The sequence below is a fragment of the Rhizomicrobium palustre genome (genome assembly GCF_011761565.1).
In the GTDB taxonomy this organism is placed as follows: Bacteria; Pseudomonadota; Alphaproteobacteria; order Micropepsales; family Micropepsaceae; genus Rhizomicrobium; species Rhizomicrobium palustre.
In genome coordinates this window covers 1,297,707-1,313,547 of the sequence record NZ_JAASRM010000001.1, presented here as the reverse complement: position 1 = coordinate 1,313,547, position 15,841 = coordinate 1,297,707, and the positions used below count along the sequence as shown (strand labels likewise).

18 protein-coding genes are annotated in these 15,841 nt (G+C 60.3%); 3 read left to right on the top strand and 15 right to left on the bottom strand.

Annotated elements, in window-relative coordinates; all coding sequences use genetic code 11:
- Positions 1–19: 19 nt before the first annotated feature.
- The 8 genes from FHS83_RS05860 to rpmH form a co-directional block, all read right to left on the bottom strand.
- Positions 20–706, bottom strand: coding sequence for a pyrimidine 5'-nucleotidase (locus FHS83_RS05860; protein ID WP_167081812.1), 687 nt, complete (start codon positions 704–706; stop codon positions 20–22).
- A gap of 96 nt (positions 707–802) precedes the next feature.
- The gene (locus tag FHS83_RS05855; RefSeq protein ID WP_167081810.1) at positions 803–1,771 is read right to left on the bottom strand and encodes a DUF1036 domain-containing protein; all 969 of its coding nucleotides are present in this window, start codon (positions 1,769–1,771) and stop codon (positions 803–805) included.
- 2 nt (positions 1,772–1,773) lie between these two features.
- Positions 1,774–2,700, bottom strand: a complete 927-nt coding sequence (argB, locus tag FHS83_RS05850; RefSeq protein ID WP_243846189.1) for an acetylglutamate kinase — start codon at positions 2,698–2,700, stop codon at positions 1,774–1,776.
- A gap of 78 nt (positions 2,701–2,778) precedes the next feature.
- A complete protein-coding gene (gene yihA, locus FHS83_RS05845; RefSeq protein WP_167081808.1) occupies positions 2,779–3,444 on the bottom strand; it encodes a ribosome biogenesis GTP-binding protein YihA/YsxC in 666 nt (221 codons plus the stop codon).
- Between the two features lie 7 nt (positions 3,445–3,451).
- Positions 3,452–5,272, bottom strand: a complete 1,821-nt coding sequence (gene yidC / locus FHS83_RS05840) for a membrane protein insertase YidC (RefSeq protein WP_167081806.1) — start codon at positions 5,270–5,272, stop codon at positions 3,452–3,454.
- Positions 5,273–5,287: 15 nt separating this feature from the next.
- Positions 5,288–5,560, bottom strand: coding sequence for a membrane protein insertion efficiency factor YidD (gene yidD, locus FHS83_RS05835; RefSeq protein WP_167081804.1), 273 nt, complete (start codon positions 5,558–5,560; stop codon positions 5,288–5,290).
- Positions 5,541–5,960, bottom strand: coding sequence for a ribonuclease P protein component (rnpA, locus tag FHS83_RS05830; protein ID WP_167081802.1), 420 nt, complete (start codon positions 5,958–5,960; stop codon positions 5,541–5,543). Before rnpA ends, yidD begins: the two co-directional genes overlap by 20 nt.
- A 39-nt stretch (positions 5,961–5,999) precedes the next feature.
- Positions 6,000–6,134, bottom strand: coding sequence for a 50S ribosomal protein L34 (gene rpmH, locus FHS83_RS05825; RefSeq protein ID WP_167081800.1), 135 nt, complete (start codon positions 6,132–6,134; stop codon positions 6,000–6,002).
- Positions 6,135–6,381: 247 nt separating this feature from the next.
- On the opposite strand from rpmH, the gene FHS83_RS19760 reads away from it, so the two are divergent.
- On the top strand, positions 6,382–7,737 hold the full coding sequence (locus FHS83_RS19760) for an ATP-binding protein (RefSeq protein ID WP_167081798.1): 1,356 nt from the start codon (positions 6,382–6,384) through the stop codon (positions 7,735–7,737).
- 8 nt (positions 7,738–7,745) lie between these two features.
- On the opposite strand, the gene FHS83_RS05815 is transcribed toward FHS83_RS19760, so the two are convergent.
- Together FHS83_RS05815 and FHS83_RS05810 are read right to left on the bottom strand one after the other, a co-directional pair.
- Positions 7,746–8,264: a PAS domain-containing protein gene (locus FHS83_RS05815; protein ID WP_167081796.1), complete on the bottom strand. Its 519-nt coding sequence runs from the start codon at positions 8,262–8,264 to the stop codon at positions 7,746–7,748.
- A gap of 187 nt (positions 8,265–8,451) precedes the next feature.
- Positions 8,452–10,266 carry an FG-GAP-like repeat-containing protein gene (locus FHS83_RS05810; protein WP_167081794.1) on the bottom strand — a complete coding sequence of 605 codons (1,815 nt, stop codon included), beginning with the start codon at positions 10,264–10,266 and terminating at the stop codon, positions 8,452–8,454.
- A 351-nt stretch (positions 10,267–10,617) separates the two neighbouring features.
- Between FHS83_RS05810 and FHS83_RS05805 the strand changes: the two genes are divergently transcribed.
- Entirely contained in the window at positions 10,618–11,613 is a 996-nt protein-coding gene (locus FHS83_RS05805) for an acyl-CoA thioester hydrolase/BAAT C-terminal domain-containing protein (protein WP_167081792.1), read from the top strand.
- Position 11,614: 1 nt separating this feature from the next.
- Here FHS83_RS05805 and FHS83_RS19755 read toward each other — a convergent pair whose 3' ends face one another.
- From FHS83_RS19755 to purE, 3 genes are read right to left on the bottom strand one after another with little or no spacing between them, the layout of a single operon-like run.
- On the bottom strand, positions 11,615–12,415 hold the full coding sequence (locus tag FHS83_RS19755; RefSeq protein ID WP_167081790.1) for a MerR family transcriptional regulator: 801 nt from the start codon (positions 12,413–12,415) through the stop codon (positions 11,615–11,617).
- A gap of 18 nt (positions 12,416–12,433) precedes the next feature.
- Positions 12,434–13,495 carry a 5-(carboxyamino)imidazole ribonucleotide synthase gene (locus FHS83_RS05795; RefSeq protein WP_167081788.1) on the bottom strand — a complete coding sequence of 354 codons (1,062 nt, stop codon included), beginning with the start codon at positions 13,493–13,495 and terminating at the stop codon, positions 12,434–12,436.
- Complete coding sequence (gene purE, locus FHS83_RS05790) at positions 13,492–13,974, bottom strand: 5-(carboxyamino)imidazole ribonucleotide mutase (protein ID WP_167081786.1); 483 nt, start codon at positions 13,972–13,974, stop codon at positions 13,492–13,494. The genes FHS83_RS05795 and purE overlap by 4 nt, the downstream gene beginning before the upstream one ends.
- A 289-nt stretch (positions 13,975–14,263) precedes the next feature.
- Here purE and FHS83_RS05785 point away from each other — a divergent pair, with 289 nt between their 5' ends.
- A complete protein-coding gene (locus FHS83_RS05785; RefSeq protein WP_167081784.1) occupies positions 14,264–14,986 on the top strand; it encodes a GGDEF domain-containing protein in 723 nt (240 codons plus the stop codon).
- Here FHS83_RS05785 and FHS83_RS05780 read toward each other — a convergent pair.
- Both FHS83_RS05780 and FHS83_RS05775 read right to left on the bottom strand, forming a co-directional pair.
- Positions 14,983–15,195, bottom strand: a complete 213-nt coding sequence (locus FHS83_RS05780; RefSeq protein WP_167081782.1) for a YdcH family protein — start codon at positions 15,193–15,195, stop codon at positions 14,983–14,985. The genes FHS83_RS05785 and FHS83_RS05780 overlap by 4 nt on opposite strands.
- 8 nt (positions 15,196–15,203) lie before the next feature.
- Positions 15,204–15,815, bottom strand: a complete 612-nt coding sequence (locus tag FHS83_RS05775; RefSeq protein ID WP_167081780.1) for a UbiX family flavin prenyltransferase — start codon at positions 15,813–15,815, stop codon at positions 15,204–15,206.
- Between the last annotated feature and the right edge of the window lie 26 nt (positions 15,816–15,841).

Below are 15,841 nucleotides of genomic sequence, written 5' to 3'. Positions count from 1 at the left end.
GCTTTTCGGAACTTAAGTTTCAGAGCCGGATGGTCTGAAGGAAATTGCCGAGATCGTCAATCGTATGGTGGATGTGGGCGGTCGAGCTCAACCCCGCATCCGGTCCCTGGTCCGACCAGGCCGAGCCATTGGCGATCCAAACCGTGGTCATGCCGAGATCATGGGCGGGCAGAAGGTTCACCGCCATATCTTCGAACATCGCGGCACGTTCCGGCTTCAACCCTTCCACTTCCAGAATCCGGCGATAGGCGTCCGGCTGGGGCTTGGGCTGAAAGCGCATGGAGCGAATATCCCAGATCCCATGCATCAGCCCGGAAAGCCCGGTCTTCTCCAGCACCCGCAGTGCATGGTTACGGCAGCCATTGGTGAAGACAAAGCGTTTGCCCGGAAGCTTTTCGATGGCTTCGGCGAGGCCGGGCTCCGGCTTCAGGCCCGAAAGATCAATGTCATGCACATAGCAAAGGAAATCTTCGGGATCGGCGTTGTGATGGGCGATCAGCCCGGAAAGTGTCGAACCATAGGTGCGGTAATAGCCGGAGCGCAGCGCCTTGGCCTCGGCTTCGCTCAGCGCGAGCTTGGCCATGATGTAAGAATTCATCCGGCTTTCGATCTCGGCGAAGAGATTCGAATCTGCGCGGTAAAGCGTGTTGTCGAGATCAAAAATCCAGCTATCGACGTGCCGAAAATCGGGAAGAGCCATATCCATGCTGTGTAGCTAAGCATTCGATTGCGGCATTTCCATTAGCAGGAATGCCTTAATTTTAGAGTTCCACCCGTCTTACGCCTGGAGTGCGGTAAATCCCTATCGCAATCCGGTTGTTGTCACATGGGCGGTAAACCCCGGGGCAGCTTTGCTGTTGGTTTCCATGAAACCCGCCGCAACTAATCCGCGTTTCTGGCAGTTTTCTCGCCCCTGAATGTCGAACTCGATCGTGGTGACGCAGAAATTCACCGGCCCCGTCACCAGCGGGGCGCCTTTGGCCCGCTCCACCCGCAGCCAGATTTTCTGTCCGGCGATGGGGTCCGTGATGAGATGCGAACAGCTTCCTGCGGCCAGCGTCCACCAGCCCCTGGCGGAGAACACCACGCCCTTTTGCTGGCCCAGCGCGGCATAGGCTGGAGCATTGGTGTCGTTGCAGAGCGTGTAGCCGGCGGGTTGGGCCGATTTCATCGCCTCGGTCTCCAAGGCATCGAAGATCGCGCGGTCCGGCGCGTTAGCCGCGAGGTGCATGCGGGCTTTAAAGGCGGCGAGCGCGGCAGGGAACTTTTTGGGATCACCTGCCTCTTTCAGCCCCGCATCCTTGGCCAAGCGCACAAGCCCGGCCTTCGCCGCCGCTGGCATGGGCCCGAGATCGGGTGAGTCGCGAAAGGTCGCTGTCCAGCTCTTCTGATGATGGGTGTCGATTTGAGCGAACCCCGCCTCATAGGCATCGGCAGGGCAGGCGCCTCCGAAGCTTTGGCGCAGGGTGAAATCCTTGTCCCGGACGCAGAAATTGGCGTTGCCGCTCCAGGCGCGCGGCGGCCCGGAATGGGCCCTTGAGGAGCGGGCGAAGAGGAAATACCCCGCCGCGCTGAGATCGCCGGTCAGCACCTCGGCGCAAGCGCCCGGCACCAGCCGCGTCCAGCCCTTTAGCGCGAGATCCGGCGGATTGAGCGCCGCACCCGCCGCATAAAGGACATAGCTTGTGGCGTTGCAGGCGGTCAGCCCGGCCTTGGCGGGAGAGGCGGTAAGCGCCGCCGCCAAAACCAAACCGGAAAATACCCGCCGCATCGTTATTCCGCCGTGATCAGCGTGCCTGCGCCATGTTCGGTGAAGAGTTCGAGCAGCAAGACATGGGGAATGCGCCCGTCCAGGATGACCGCCGCCGAAACCCCGCTCTCCACCGCTTCGATCGCGGTTTCGATTTTGGGGATCATACCGCCGCGAATTGTGCCGTCGGAGATCAGAGTGCGTGCCTCGGAGAGCGTCAGCTTCGGAATCAGCTTGCCTTCTTGGTCCAGCACGCCCTCGACATCGGTGAGAAGAAGCAGGCGCTCGGATTTCATCGCGCTCGCCACCGCGCCCGCCACCGTATCGGCGTTGATGTTGTAGCTCTGGCCGTCGCGGCCCACGCCCACCGGTGCGATCACTGGGATAAGGTCGGATTTGATGAAGGTGCGCAGCACTTCCGGGTTGATGGCTTCAGGTTCGCCGACAAAGCCAAGATCGATCGGCGCCGTCACGCCGGTCGTCGGGTCATTGCGCATCTTTTCCAGCTTGCGCGCCAGGATCAGATTGCCGTCCGTGCCCGAAAGACCGATGGCATGGCCACCTGCATGATTGATGCCGGTCACGATCTGGGCGTTGATGGAGCCGGTCAGCACCATCTCAACCACTTCCATCGCAGCCTTGTCGGTGACGCGCAGGCCATCGATGAATTCGGAATGGATGTTCATGCGCTTCAGCATCGAGCCGATCTGAGGGCCCCCGCCATGCACCACAATGGGTTCCATGCCGGTCTGCTTCATCAGGACGATGTCCTGGGCGAAGTCGCGCGCGCTCTCGTCCGACATGGCGTTGCCGCCAAACTTCACGGTGACGATTTTCTGGTCGTATTTCAGGATATAGGGCAGGGCCTCAACCAGGACGCGGGCGGTCGAACGCCAGCGCGCCATGGAGCGCAAGTTTTTCTCCTGACCCAGATCGTCTGAAAAGGCCATATCGGTTAAGTCTCCCGCCAACAGGGGGTTTTGGTCGGCGGGCCTTATAACAAGATAATTACGGCCTCGCCAAAAATTTTACGGCACAGCCTGCCAAGCTTGCGCCGTTAAATGCGCTTTCAGCCCGTCCAGCCCATCAAATTTCTGTGCCGAGGTGGCGAAGAGGTCAGGATAGGCCGCGACATGCTTTTTGGCGTCGGCTTCCACCGCGGCCGTGATCTTGGCGAGCTCGGCCGGTTTCAGCGTATCGGTCTTGGTGAGCGCGATGGCATAGGAGACCGCCGCCTTGTCCAAAAGCTCCATCACCGCATGGTCCACCGCCATGATCCCGCGGCGGGAATCGATCAGCAGCACCACCCGCTTCAGATTCGCCCTGCCGCGAAGATAGGCGAAGATCATGTCTTGCCACTCGGCGGCGAGTTCCTTGCTGGCCTTGGCATAGCCATAGCCCGGCAGGTCGACCAGCATCAGCCGGTCGCCCAGATTGAAGAAGTTGATCTCGCGTGTGCGCCCCGGCGTCTGGGAAACACGCGCCAAGGCTTTGCGGCCCGTCAGCGCGTTGATGAGGCTCGATTTGCCCACATTGGATCGGCCCGCAAAAGCCACTTCCGGCTGGGCCGGCGGCGGCAGGTCGTCTTTCTTGGCCGTGCCCCAAACGAAGTGGCACTCCGTGGCGAAGAGCTTTCGCGCCTCCGCCACATCCACCACCAGGCGCCCGGTTTCGTCTTCCTGCCTGCCGCGCATCGTCACCTCAGGCAGCCTTACGGCTGAAGGGAAGATTCTTGAAGAGATGAATCTCCACGCCCTCGCGCTTCATCATATAGGCCTGCTGCGCCATCGAGAGGATGTTGTTCCAGGTGTAGTAGATGACGAGGCCAGCCGGGAAGCTCGCGAACATGGCGGTGAAGATCACCGGCATCAGGGCGAACATCTTGGCCTGCACCGGATCGGTGGGGGCGGGGTTCATCTTGAACTGGATCCACTGGGTGATGCCCATCAACACCGGCCAGATGCCGATGTGCAGAAGGAAGCCAAGCCCGAAGGGAAGATCGGTCGGCACCGTGTAGGGCAGAAGACCGAAGAGGTTGGCATAGGTCGTCGGATCGGGCGCGGAAAGGTCCTTGATCCAGCCCCAGAAGGGGGCGTGATACATTTCGATGGTGACAATCTGCACCTTATAGAAGGCGAACAGGATCGGGAATTGCACCAGCATGGGAAGGCAGCCCGAGACCGGGTTGATCTTCTCGCGCTTGTACAGCTCCATCATTTCCTGCTGCTGCTTCTGCGCGTCGTCGGCGTACTTCTTCTTGATCTCTTCAAGCTGCGGCTGGACCTTCTTCATCTTGCCCATGGATTTGAACGAGGCGTTCGCCAGGGGATAAAGAATGATGCGCAGCGCAATGGTCGCCAGGATAATGGCAAGGCCAAAGCTCACGGTGATGCCGAAGCTCGCGACGTAGCGCGAGATATGGTCCAGCACCCAGAAGAGCGGCTTGGTCAGCGCGATGAACCAGCCCCAATCGACCGCATAGTCGAAGCGGCTGATGCCGAGGTCCTTCTCATAGGCGTTGAGGGTGTTCACCACCTTGGCGCCTGCGAAGAAATGATGGGTGACGGTGACTGTGCCGCCTGCGTTCAGCTTCTTGGCGCTCAGGAGGTAATTGGCCTGATAGGATTTTCCCGCACCATAGGGCGTAGCGCGGAAGGTGCCGTTGAAGGCATCGTTCTGCGGCGGGATGACGGCGGCCATCCAATATTTGTCGGTGATGCCGAGCCAGCCGCCGGTGGAGTCAAAGGCCTTCGGCTTGGCGTCTTCCTTGTCGAAATCCTTATAGGTGGCGTCTTCGAGTTTGCCCTTGGCTGAGCCGATGAAGCCTTCATGCAAAAGGGCATAGCTCTGATGCTGGGGCAGGCCGTCACGCACCACGAGGGCATAAGGATAAAGCGTCACCGCGCCGCCGCCATTTGTCTTTTTCACGCTGTCGGTGATCGTGAACATGTACTGGTCATCGATGGTGACCGTGCGGGTGAAGAGAAGACCGTGGCCGTTATCCCAGGAAAGGGTCACCGGCTTGCCGGGGGAAAGCGTGGAATTGCCCTCCACTTTCCACACCGTGTTGTCGCCCGGAACCGCGACGCCTTGCGGGGCGCTCCAGCCGAACTGGGCGAAATAGGGGTATTTGGAGCCCGAGGGCGCCAGAAGATCGATTTCCGGGCTCTTGGGGTCGACGCTCTCGCGATATTTCTTGAGCTTCAGATCGTCGAAGCGCGCGCCTTTGATCTGGATAGAGCCGTCCACCGTCGGGGTCTTCACCGCAATGCGGGCGCCGCCCGCGGCCAGCGCCGCTTCACGGCTCAGCGCCTGCGGGGCTGATTGCGCCACACCAACGCCCGGCGCCGCCGGGGCTACAGGGGTGGTACCAGCCTTCTTCTGCTTTTCCTGAAGCGCGATCTGGGCTTGCTGTTTCTGCTGGGCCAGCTTGGCCTGGGGCTCGCCGACCAGAAACCACCACCCCATCATGAACAGGGCCGAGAGGGCGAGCGCCACGAGCATATTGCGGTTGTCAGACATCGAAGTCCAAAAATCCTATTCGGTGGAACGTGGTGGAACGGGATCAAACCCGTGACTGCCGCCAAGCCACCTGATGGGATGGCAACGGGACAGCCGGCGGGCGGTCAAATACAGGCCTTTTAGCGGTCCGTGAACCCTTAAGGCCTCGATCGCGTATTGCGAGCAGGTCGGGGTGAACCGGCAGGCAGGCGGAAACATCGGCGAGATGAAATAGCGGTAGAAGCGGATAGGCGCGATCAGAAGCGCAACGGCAATCCGCCGCACAGCCTCAAGCGCGCTTTTCAGCATGGTTTCCGTCTCCCGGCCCTGAATTGGGGATGGTCTTTCCCTGGGCCAGCTTCACATGGGCTGCCGCGAGCGTTTGGGCAAGGTCTTTCAGGAGCTCTTCAAACGGTCGTGTGAGGGTCGCGGTCTTGGCGATGAGAACATAATCGCAACGTTCATGCGCGATGCCGGGCAAAACGGCCTGGGCTGCGGCGCGAAGGCGGCGTTTGGCGCGATTGCGCTCCACGGCCCCGCCCACCTTTTTAGAGGCGGTAAAGCCCAAACGAAAACGCCCGGCGGCCTGGAAAGCCTCGGGCGTTTCACATAATTCGAGATTCAGTCCGGCGGAACCCCGGCGGATACCGCGTTGGGCTCTCAGGAAATCGGCTCGTGTCTTGAGGCGTTCGGCCTTGAGTCCTGCCATGGCCAGCCACAAGGAGGGCTCTAGACCCTCCAGGAATGCTTAGGCAGACAGCTTGGCGCGGCCGTGGGCACGGCGGCGCGACAGCACCTTACGCCCGGCCTTGGTGGCCATGCGGGCGCGGAAACCGTGGCGGCGTGCGCGCACGAGATTGCTCGGCTGAAAAGTGCGCTTCATGGTCAAAACTCCGGTCGGCAAAAGAGGCGCGGGTTCTAGGCAAAGGATTTGGCCCTGTCAACGCCTTGGGGCCGGAATCAGCCCTGGAAACGGACACTGCGGCTCTTGGGACACCAAGTCCTGCCTCCATTTTGGCTTTTCGCGCAAAAAGCCTTTTTTTTGCCCGAGGCTTGGGGCCTGATGCCGCCCTATGGAAATCCGGCCGCTACGAAACCGGAAGAGGAAGCTTAAGGGGGGATGGGGCCTCGTGGCACATAGCCTGTCAGGTCGTCTTCTCCTTTTGACTATTTTGTACGTCCTGATCAGCGGGGCGCTGATTTTTCTGCCCGCCATGGGCATCGCCGAGCGCGACATCCTCGAAAACCACATTCTCTCGGCAGAGTTGACGATTCTGCCCTTCACCACCCCAGGTCAGTCCTGGCCCGAGGCGCTGCGCCAGGAACTGCTCACCCACGCCAATGCCGACGAGGTGCTGCTGCGTCGCCCCTATCAGAGGGATTACTTCCAGGTCGGGGCGCTGCATTCCAAGATCGATCGCACCATCGACATCACCAAGGCCCCGCTCTGGGCCTATACGGCCAATGCCTTGGAATGCCTGTTGCGCGGCGGCGGGCGCACCCTGCATGTCATCGCGCCCACCAACATCAAGGACGCGCAGTCGATCTCGATCATCTTGTCGGAAAGCCATATCCGGGCAGAGCTCATCACCTCCGCCAGGCGGGTGGTGTGGGCGGCCGCTTTCATCTCCTGCCTGACCGGGCTCCTCGTTTATCTCAGCCTTTATTATGTGGTGGTGGCACCGGTCCGCCGCTTCACCAAGGCGATGGCGTATTTCCACGCCAATCCGGAAGATGCGAGCCGCATTCTCGCCCCGTCCACCCGCGCCGATGAAATTGGCCTCGCCGAGCGTGAGCTTTCGGCCATGCAAAAGGACCTTTATGGCTTCCTGCGCCAGAAGGAGCGTCTGGCGGCCTTGGGCACCGCGGTCAGCCGCATCCAGCATGACCTTCGCAACATCCTGGCCAATGCACAGCTTGCCTCCGACCGGCTCACCGCCAGCGCCGATCCCGAGGTGAAGCGTCTTGCGCCACGGCTGATCACCGCGATTGATCGCGCCATCCAGCTCGCCACCTCGACGCTGAAATACGGCAAAGCCGAGGATCATCCCCCCGTGCTCTCGCTCTTCTGTCTCTGCGCGCTGATGGACGAGATCGCCGCCACCATGGAAGGCCGACACGGCTATAGCTTTGCAAATCGCATCGCACCCGGCACCATGGCCAAGGCGGATCGCGACCAGCTCTACCGCATTATCCTCAATCTCTTGCGCAATGCCTGCGAAGCGGCGGGTGAGACGGGCAACGTGGAGGTGCGCGCCTCAAACCTTGAAAGCGTGCTCGCCATCGACATCGCCGATAGTGGCCCCGGCATTGCCGCCAGCCTTCGCGAAAAACTCTTTCAGCCCTTCGTCACCTCTGGCCGTCCCGGCGGCTCGGGCCTTGGCCTCTCTATCGCCCGCGACCTCGCCCGCGCTCATGGCGGCGATGTCGTGCTTCTGGCTTCCGGCCCTCAGGGCACGGTGTTCCGCGTGACGTTACCGGCCTAACGTGCGCTTTATTGGGCGCGCAGCTCATAGATCATGAAGGTGAGGAGGTGGTCGATCTCGCGGTCCGATGGCCCAATCGGCAGCACGACGCTTTCGAAATGGGTGAAGGCGACGCTGCGCGCATTTTTTCCCGTCACGCCGCGCACCCCGAAGGCTTCGCCACTTGAAAGGCAACGCCGGTAGACGCCTCCAACCACCTTCGTGGTGTTGAAGGCTTCGGTCTCGATCCCGCCAAGTTTTTGATAATGCAGCGGCACGCTGAAGGCTCCCGCCAGCGTCTCGCCCACGATGCGGTATTCGAAATCCGCGCCGCCATCGATCACCCGGACCAGCGCCATATGGCGAAGGGCAGAGGCAAAGCGGCTGGGCACCAGCTCCTCGCGCGCGGGATAGCGGCGGGCCCCGCGCAGCTCCTGCCAATGGGCCACCGCGCTCCGCAGCACGTCGCTGTGCAGCTCGTCCAGCGCGAAGAAGTCGAGCGTGGTCTCGTCTGGAAGGTCGAAAGTGTTGCGCAGTTGCAGGCTCATGACGTTTCCCCCTCAGGCGCCGGGGCGCCTGTTCGGGCATATACGGAATGCTTCTCGCCAAGAGGTTAAACGCGCGCGAAATCTATCCGCCAGCGCGCCGGTCGCGGCGATCTGCCCTGCGACAGCCCCTTTTTGCGGTCATGGCCGGGCGCGGCCCCGGCCATCCCGCGACATATTTTTAACAAACTCAGCCCGCGATAGCGTGCCAGCCGGTGCCCGCATCATTGATTGGGCCTTTGGAAAGCACGCTCGTCCCGCTCATGGTCCAGGCCATGGTTTGGCCAGTGCTGTTCTGGAAAAGGATGTCGTCCTTACCATCGCCATTGTAATCGTCTGTTCCCGCAACGGACCAGCCTGCGCCCGGGGTACCGATCACGCTCGCGCTTTTCACCGCCGTGCCATTCATCGTCCAGACCAGCACTTGGCCGCTGGAATCCTGGAACAGGATGTCGGCGCGGCTATCGCCGTCGAGATCGCCAGTCGCCACCGCCTTGAAGCCTGAACCAGGGGGTGTGCTCACCACCGTTTTGGACAGCACCGTCGTGCCGTCCATGGTCCAGATTTGCACGGCGCCCGTATTCACGTTCTGGAACAGGATATCGGATTTTCCGTTGCCGTCGAAATCGGCGGCACCGATGGTGTTCCAGGTCACACCCGGATTACCGACGATCAGATTACCGGTCTTGGTGGTGCCATTCATGGTCCAGACCCAGACGCGATGGTCATTGTTCTGGAATAGAATGTCGGCTTTGCCGTCGCCGTTGAAATCGCCCGCCCCTATCGCATGCCAGCTCGTTTCGATTTTGGTGGGCACGGTCACGGCACTGGTCAGCCCGATGCCGTTGAAGGTCCATATCTGCACATCGGCATAATTGTTCTGCAAGAGGATGTCGGTCTTGCCATCGCCATTGAAATCGGCGGCGGCGATCACTTTCAGGTTCGCCCCCGCATCGCGCAAGGCGGCGGCGCCGGTCTTCTCGGTACCGTTCATGGTCCAGACCATCACCTGGCCGCTTTTGTTCTGCAGCACGATGTCGCCTTTGCCATCGGTGTTGAAATCGGCAGCGAGTGGCTTTGCCGTAATCTCAGGGGCGCCCGGCGGCCGTGTCGTGGTGCCGGTCGAGATATTGGGATCGATCACCGTGCCCTTGCCCGTCAGAATCGTGGTGGCAAGGCCAGAGATCTTGTTATTCGAGACCGTGAAATCGGCATTGCCGGTTTCGTTATGGGCAAAGACCACGCCTGCCTTGTCGTCATTCACGAAGGTATTGTCGGCGATCAGAATGGTCCCTGCCGGATTCTTCACGCCTTCCTCGCCCATGGTGATGGCGTAAGAGGAGTTGGAGGATTTCGGCCCCTTCTCCAGATAATTGCCGGTGATGGTCGCCGCACCGCCATTGGGAATATCGATGAGATAGCTGGAGGTGCCATTCGGCCCATCCGTAATGGTGTTATTCTTGATGATGGTATTCTTGGCACGCGACTTGATCGAATGGCCTTCCAGCGTATTGGTGAAGGTCGAATTCTCCACATCCAGCAGCGCCGCCGTGCCAGCATAAATCCCATGCGCCGCGCCATGCGCGCCCGCATTGGAGCCGTTGCCGTCGAAGGTGCTGTTTTTCACCGTAATGGTGCTGCCGCCATTGGGCGTAGTCAGAATGCCGTCCTGATTGTTCAGGAAGGTGGAGTTGGTGACGGTCAGGTTGGTGCCGGTGAAATTGATGCCTGCGCCGTTGCCATCATAATTGTTGGCGTTCTTGAAGGTGATGTTATCGACCGTGACATTGGGGCCCGAAAGCACGAAGAGCCCTTTGCCCTGTGTCAGCGTGCCTTGGATGACAACGCCCGGTCCCATGCCCTTGATGGTGATGTTGGAGGACCAGAACCAGGCCCCGCCATAGGTGCCCGGATAGATTTCGACGGTATCTCCGGCCTGTACATGCGGTGCCGCATAATACGGGCAGCTATACATCTTGCCTTTGCCGATGGTGATGATTGCCATGAAGTCCCCGTGGATCGCTGTGTGCGCGGAAAACTACCTATCTGGTTTGGTTTTTCGGCCCTATTGGAACGTACACGGAGAAAGTAGGCGTCACCTCTGAATTCAGCTTTAATGTCGCCGCCGCAATTGTTCGGTTGGGCGTGTTTTTTTCTTTTGCGCACGCGCGCGGCGAAACGGCGCGGGATGGTTTATGGCGCGTACAATATGAGCATCGCCGTGGGCTTCTCTATTTCTTCAGCGCCAGGAAATTCACATGCCCGTTAGCGCCCCTGAATGCTCAGAAATTTTTTAAACGGTATTGACCCGGCCCATAGGGCAGACCTCAGCTTGGATCGAAGCAAAGGGGGCTCTATGGTTTGGTTTAAATTCGCATTACTCGGTTTGGGTGCGCTGGTGGGTGTTGTCCTCATCGCGGGAGTGGCGGGCTATATGTATGTTCGGCACCAAAGCTCCGGCTATTTTGCCAGCCTCAGCCATCATGGCGGTGTCGAGATTCATCAGAATGGGCTTATAGGCCGGTTTTATGCGCCCAAAGGCGTCCTGCATCACACGTCCGTCTTGATGCTCGGCGGGTCCAATGGCGGTTATCCTTATGACGCGGCGGCGCAGGACTTGGCCAATTCCGGTTATCCCGTCTTCGCGCTGGCGTATTTTCAAGACATGACGGGCAATCCGAAAAGTCGCCCCAAATACCTCGCCAATATCGAGCTGGAATATTTTTTCCGCGCGCTCGATTGGATGAAAACCCGCACCGAAATCGACCCGGAGCGGATTATTCTGATGGGGGAATCACGCGGTGGCGAGCTTGTGCTGCTTCTGGCCTCGCACCGGCCCGATGTTGCGGGCGTGATTGCCTATTCGCCCAGCCATCTTGTTTGGGCGGGTCTCAACCCGACATATGACCAACCGGCTTGGACGCTGAATGGAAAGCCGCTGCCCTTCCTGCGCACCAGATACGCCTTCGGCGCATCGCTCCTGTCGATGTTCCAAAAGGCCCTGGCGGAGACCCCGGCCGCGGAACGCGAAAGGGCGACAATCCCTGTCGAAAACATTCACGGCCCGGTGCTGCTCATTTCGTCCAAATCGGATGGGCTCTGGCCTTCTTCCCAAATGGCGGATGCGGTTGCTGCGCGTCTCCACGCCAGGGGCTTTTGCTATCCGGTCGAAAACCTGCAGTACGCCGATTCAAGCCATCTCTTGATGGGATATGGTCCCGGCCTCATAAAACTCGGCATTCCCTATATCTGGGAGATGAATTTCGGCGGCTCGCTGGAGGGAACACGAAAGGCGCGCGATGCGGGATGGGCGGCTTCCAAAGCCTTCCTCGCAAAAATCGCGGCGCAGTAATCTAACTCAGGGGCTGAAGTTCACCGCGGCGTCTCAGCTCCTGAAAACTTTGGGCCAGAAACGCGTAATGGGCCTTGGTCATGGGTAAATTGGGGGCCGTTCTGGGATCATGGACGGCCTCTTTCCAGAATTTGGCGGCACTGTTCCAAAACGTCCTATCGCCGCCCGTGGCCTCTTGAATGAGGGCCGCCATGCGCCGCGCAACGGCCAGGCCTTCATCGGAAAGAGGATCACTTTTTGCCATCACGGCGTCGAGGTCTTTATAAAATTCCGCCCAAGCGCGGCTTGCTTTTGCCGCCTTCTCTGGATCGCATTTCTGATTGGAAAAAGCTTCCATCTGTTGGGGTGTGTAGCTCCGCTTGGCGATGTCTTCGAGTTCCGGCGTCCAGCTGATCATCATGCGCTGGGTCGCGCGCACGATTCCCGCCAATTGCTCGATGGACAGAAGGCTATTCTCCTCCAGGCTGTTTTGGGCTGCCTTGATCAGCGCCAGCGCTTTTTCGCTTTCCCGTCGCTGCTCCTGGATTGACTGCTCTTGCAGAGCCAGCACCGAGCGAAGATCGGCTTTCCCGGCTTTTATCAATTCGCCGATGCGCGTCAGCGATAAGCCGAGCTGCTTCAGGGAGAGGATAACGTTCAGCCGCTCGATCTCGGCCCTGCCGTAGCTGCGCCAGCCTGCTTCTGTTCGCGGCGGGACAAGCAAGCCCATGCTTTCATAAAGCCGGAGCGCCTTGATCGAGGTGCCGAATTGCGCGGCGATAGCTGCCGTATTGTCCGCTGGCTTGGTCCGTTTGCTGCTCACATCCGGCCGCCCGCTTCGCTATTTCTTCGGCGCCAGGAAATTCACATGGCCCATCTTGCGGCCTACGCGGATTTCGCGCTTGCCATAGAGATGCAGCGCGCCGCCATTTTGCGCGAGGCCTTGCCAATCGGCGGCATCTTCGCCGATCAGGTTCAGCATCATCGCATCGCTATGGCGCGCGGGGTTTCCGAGCGGCCAGCCCGCCACGGCGCGGATATGCTGCTCGAACTGGCTAACCAGGCAGGCATCCATGGTCCAATGGCCGGAGTTATGCACCCGCGGGGCAATCTCGTTGACGATCAGCGCACCATCGCGGGTGACAAACAGCTCCACCGCGAAGACGCCGATATAATCGAGCCCTTCGGCAATGGAGCGGGCGATGCGCACCGCATCTTCCGCCGCATTTGCCGAAAGCGGCGAGGGCACTGTGGAGGTCGAAAGGATATGGTTCTTGTGCACGTTATGCGGCGGATCATAGGCGGCGAAATCGCCGTTCACGCCGCGCGCCGCGATCACCGACGCCTCATACGCGAAATCGACAAAGCCTTCGGCGATGCAGGGCACAGAGCCTAAGCGTTCAAAGGCTGCCGCGGCTTCCTCGCCGCCATCGATCATCGCCTGGCCTTTGCCGTCATAGCCAAAACGGCGTGTTTTGATGACCGCCTTGCCTTTGACGCTCAGCGCATCCTCGCGAGAGGAAATCGCCTTATAGGGTGGGGTCAAAAGGCGCAGCGAGGAAACGAAATCCTTCTCCACCAGCCGGTCCTGAGTCAGCGCGAGCGCTTTCTCATTCGGGCGCAGCGCGGTGCGCGCGGCGACGAAAGCCGCGGTCTCCGCCGGCACGTTCTCGAATTCATAAGTAACCGCGTCGCAAGCATCCGCGAACCCAGCCAGCGCGGCCTGGTCTTCATAGGGCGCGCAGGTGAAGGCGCTCGCCACTTCGAAGGCGGGGGAATCGGCTTCGTCGCAATAGATATGGGTCTTAAGCCCCAGCCGCGCGGCGGAAAGGCTCAGCATGCGGCCAAGCTGGCCGCCGCCCAAAATGCCGATAACGCCCCCCGGCGGAAGGATCTTGGTCATGCGTCTGTTGGGTCTTCTGGAACAGAGTCCGTCTGGGCTTGGCGCCAGGCCGAAAGCCGCTCGGCAAGCGCCGGATCGGCCAGGGCAAGGATGGCGGCGGCATGCAGGGCGGCGTTCTTGGCGCCCGCTTCACCAATGGCGAAGGTCGCCACCGGCACGCCGCCGGGCATCTGCACGATGGAATAAAGGCTGTCGACGCCCGAAAGCGCTTTGGAGGTCACCGGCACGCCCAAAACCGGCAGGGTGGTCATGGAGGCGACCATGCCCGGCAGATGGGCCGCGCCGCCCGCACCCGCGATGATCACCTTCAGCCCGCGCGCCTTGGCGCTCTTGGCGTAGTCCGCCATGCGGTCGGGGGTGCGATGGGCCGAGACGATCTTGGTCTCGAAGGCGATGCCGAGGGTCTCAAGGATGGTGGCGGCAGCTTTCAGGGTAGGCCAATCCGACCCGCTCCCCATGATCACACCGACCTCGGCCATGTCCTTAAGCCCCGATTCGCGAAACTTTCGCCCTTATAGGGGGGGCGGGGCCGATACGAAAGCGCCGCGGTGCCGCCCAAGCCAGCAATTCCGCTTTTTGGGCGAATCGGGCTTGCCCCCGCATTCCTGCGTAATTGCCTTTATATTTCAAAGCAGTAATCTAGTTTGGGCGGATTTTCCGGGGTTTTCGCGAGACCCGGCAAGCTTTGCCGCGTCCCTTCCGCTGCGGCGTTAACGATTTGTTTGATATCTTAAGCGAGTTCTTAACGCGGTGCCGGCGAGGTAGGGCATGAAGATCGAGAAGACGGGCTCCCCGTCCCAAGTTCGCAGCGTGGGCGCTACGGCCTATGCGCGCCAGGCCAAGGCTGTCGAGGCCGCGCAAGGCGTTGCCCCGGTCTCTGCCTCGGCCAGTGTGCTGGGCATCCCTGAAACTGAATTCACCCCGCGGGTACGCGACGCCATCATGACCCTGATGGGCGAGGTCGATAATCTGCGCAAAGAACTTCAGAAAACGCGCGAGCGGCTGGAAGAGGTTGAACGCTATGCCGATCAGGATCACCTCCTGCCGCTGCTCAATCGCCGCGCCTTTGTGCGCGAGCTGACACGCTATATCTCTTTCGCGGGGCGCTATGGCACGCCGGCGACGTTGCTTTATTTCGATCTCGATGGTTTCAAGCAGGTCAACGACACCTACGGCCATGCCGCGGGCGATGCGGTGCTCGCCCATTTCGCGCGCGTGCTGCAGGATCAGACCCGCGATACTGATGTGGTCGGGAGGCTTGGCGGCGATGAATTCGGCGTTCTGCTCGCCCATGCCAATGTCGAGCAGGGCCGCAAGAAAGCCGATGTGCTGGCCGAAACCTTGCGCAAGAATCCCACCATCTGGCAGGGCCAGCAGATTCCGATCGCCTTCTCCTATGGCGCTTTCGAGATCAAGGGCTCTGACACGCCAGACATCGCCATGGCCCGCGCTGACGAAGCCATGTACGCCCAGAAGCGCGCGGGACGCTAAGCGATAATATCCGGCAAAAGCTGGTTCTCGATCTTGGCGATCTGATCCTTCAGTGCCAGCTTCTTCTTCTTCAGCCTTGTCAGCTGCATGATATCAGGCGCGTCGTTCATGGCATCGATGGCGGCATCGAGATCGCGATGCTCCTGCACCAGCTCGGTGAGCTTGGCTCTGAGGATAACTTGTTCGGGAGCCGTGACTTCGCTCGACATGGGATACCTTATGGCTCTTCGTTACGCTTGGAGGGCCCGTCCCAGCGTTTGGCTTTGTCCCAATTATACCCGAAACAATCGAGAATGCGTCCGACGAAATGATCGACGAGGTCTTCTAAGCTGTTGGGTGCGGCATAGAAGGCGGGAACCGGTGGCATGATGATCGCGCCCATTTCGGTCAGGGCGGTCATGGTCCTCAGATGGCCCAGATGGAGCGGGGTTTCGCGCACTGCCAGAACCAGTTTGCGGCGCTCTTTCAAGGTGACATCGGCGGCACGGGTGAGAAGTGTGGTTGTGACCCCCGTGGCGATTTCGCTCATGGAGCGTATGGAACAGGGTGCCACCACCATGCCCAGCACGGGAAAACTGCCAGAGGCGATGGTCGCGCCGATATTTTCAGGGCTGTAATGATAATCGGCCCGCGCCAGTACGTCTTTGAGACTAATTGTCGATTCCAGGGCCAGCGTCATTTGCGCCGCTTTGGAAACGACCAGATGGGATTCAATCCCGAGTTCCCGCAAAGCCTCGAGCAGGCGGATGCCATAGGCGACGCCAGTGGCGCCAGAAATGCCCACCACCATGCGCTCGTTTACGGATGTCTTCACTGCATTTTTTCCCATCGCCATTTCTTTACAGGTCATAAGCC

What these genes read in the sequence shown, in the direction of transcription:
- FHS83_RS05860 (WP_167081812.1), bottom strand. Translation starts at nt 706, where the DNA reads ATGGATATGGCTCTTCCCGATTTTCGGCACGTCGATAGCTGGATTTTT.
- FHS83_RS05855 (WP_167081810.1), bottom strand. Translation starts at nt 1,771, where the DNA reads ATGCGGCGGGTATTTTCCGGTTTGGTTTTGGCGGCGGCGCTTACCGCC.
- argB (WP_243846189.1), bottom strand. Translation starts at nt 2,700, where the DNA reads ATGGCCTTTTCAGACGATCTGGGTCAGGAGAAAAACTTGCGCTCCATG.
- yihA (WP_167081808.1), bottom strand. Translation starts at nt 3,444, where the DNA reads ATGCGCGGCAGGCAGGAAGACGAAACCGGGCGCCTGGTGGTGGATGTG.
- yidC (WP_167081806.1), bottom strand. Translation starts at nt 5,272, where the DNA reads ATGTCTGACAACCGCAATATGCTCGTGGCGCTCGCCCTCTCGGCCCTG.
- yidD (WP_167081804.1), bottom strand. Translation starts at nt 5,560, where the DNA reads ATGCTGAAAAGCGCGCTTGAGGCTGTGCGGCGGATTGCCGTTGCGCTT.
- rnpA (WP_167081802.1), bottom strand. Translation starts at nt 5,960, where the DNA reads ATGGCAGGACTCAAGGCCGAACGCCTCAAGACACGAGCCGATTTCCTG.
- rpmH (WP_167081800.1), bottom strand. Translation starts at nt 6,134, where the DNA reads ATGAAGCGCACTTTTCAGCCGAGCAATCTCGTGCGCGCACGCCGCCAC.
- FHS83_RS05815 (WP_167081796.1), bottom strand. Translation starts at nt 8,264, where the DNA reads ATGAGCCTGCAACTGCGCAACACTTTCGACCTTCCAGACGAGACCACG.
- FHS83_RS05810 (WP_167081794.1), bottom strand. Translation starts at nt 10,266, where the DNA reads ATGGCAATCATCACCATCGGCAAAGGCAAGATGTATAGCTGCCCGTAT.
- FHS83_RS05805 (WP_167081792.1), top strand. Translation starts at nt 10,618, where the DNA reads ATGGTTTGGTTTAAATTCGCATTACTCGGTTTGGGTGCGCTGGTGGGT.
- FHS83_RS05795 (WP_167081788.1), bottom strand. Translation starts at nt 13,495, where the DNA reads ATGACCAAGATCCTTCCGCCGGGGGGCGTTATCGGCATTTTGGGCGGC.
- purE (WP_167081786.1), bottom strand. Translation starts at nt 13,974, where the DNA reads ATGGCCGAGGTCGGTGTGATCATGGGGAGCGGGTCGGATTGGCCTACC.
- FHS83_RS05785 (WP_167081784.1), top strand. Translation starts at nt 14,264, where the DNA reads ATGAAGATCGAGAAGACGGGCTCCCCGTCCCAAGTTCGCAGCGTGGGC.
- FHS83_RS05780 (WP_167081782.1), bottom strand. Translation starts at nt 15,195, where the DNA reads ATGTCGAGCGAAGTCACGGCTCCCGAACAAGTTATCCTCAGAGCCAAG.
- FHS83_RS05775 (WP_167081780.1), bottom strand. Translation starts at nt 15,815, where the DNA reads ATGGGAAAAAATGCAGTGAAGACATCCGTAAACGAGCGCATGGTGGTG.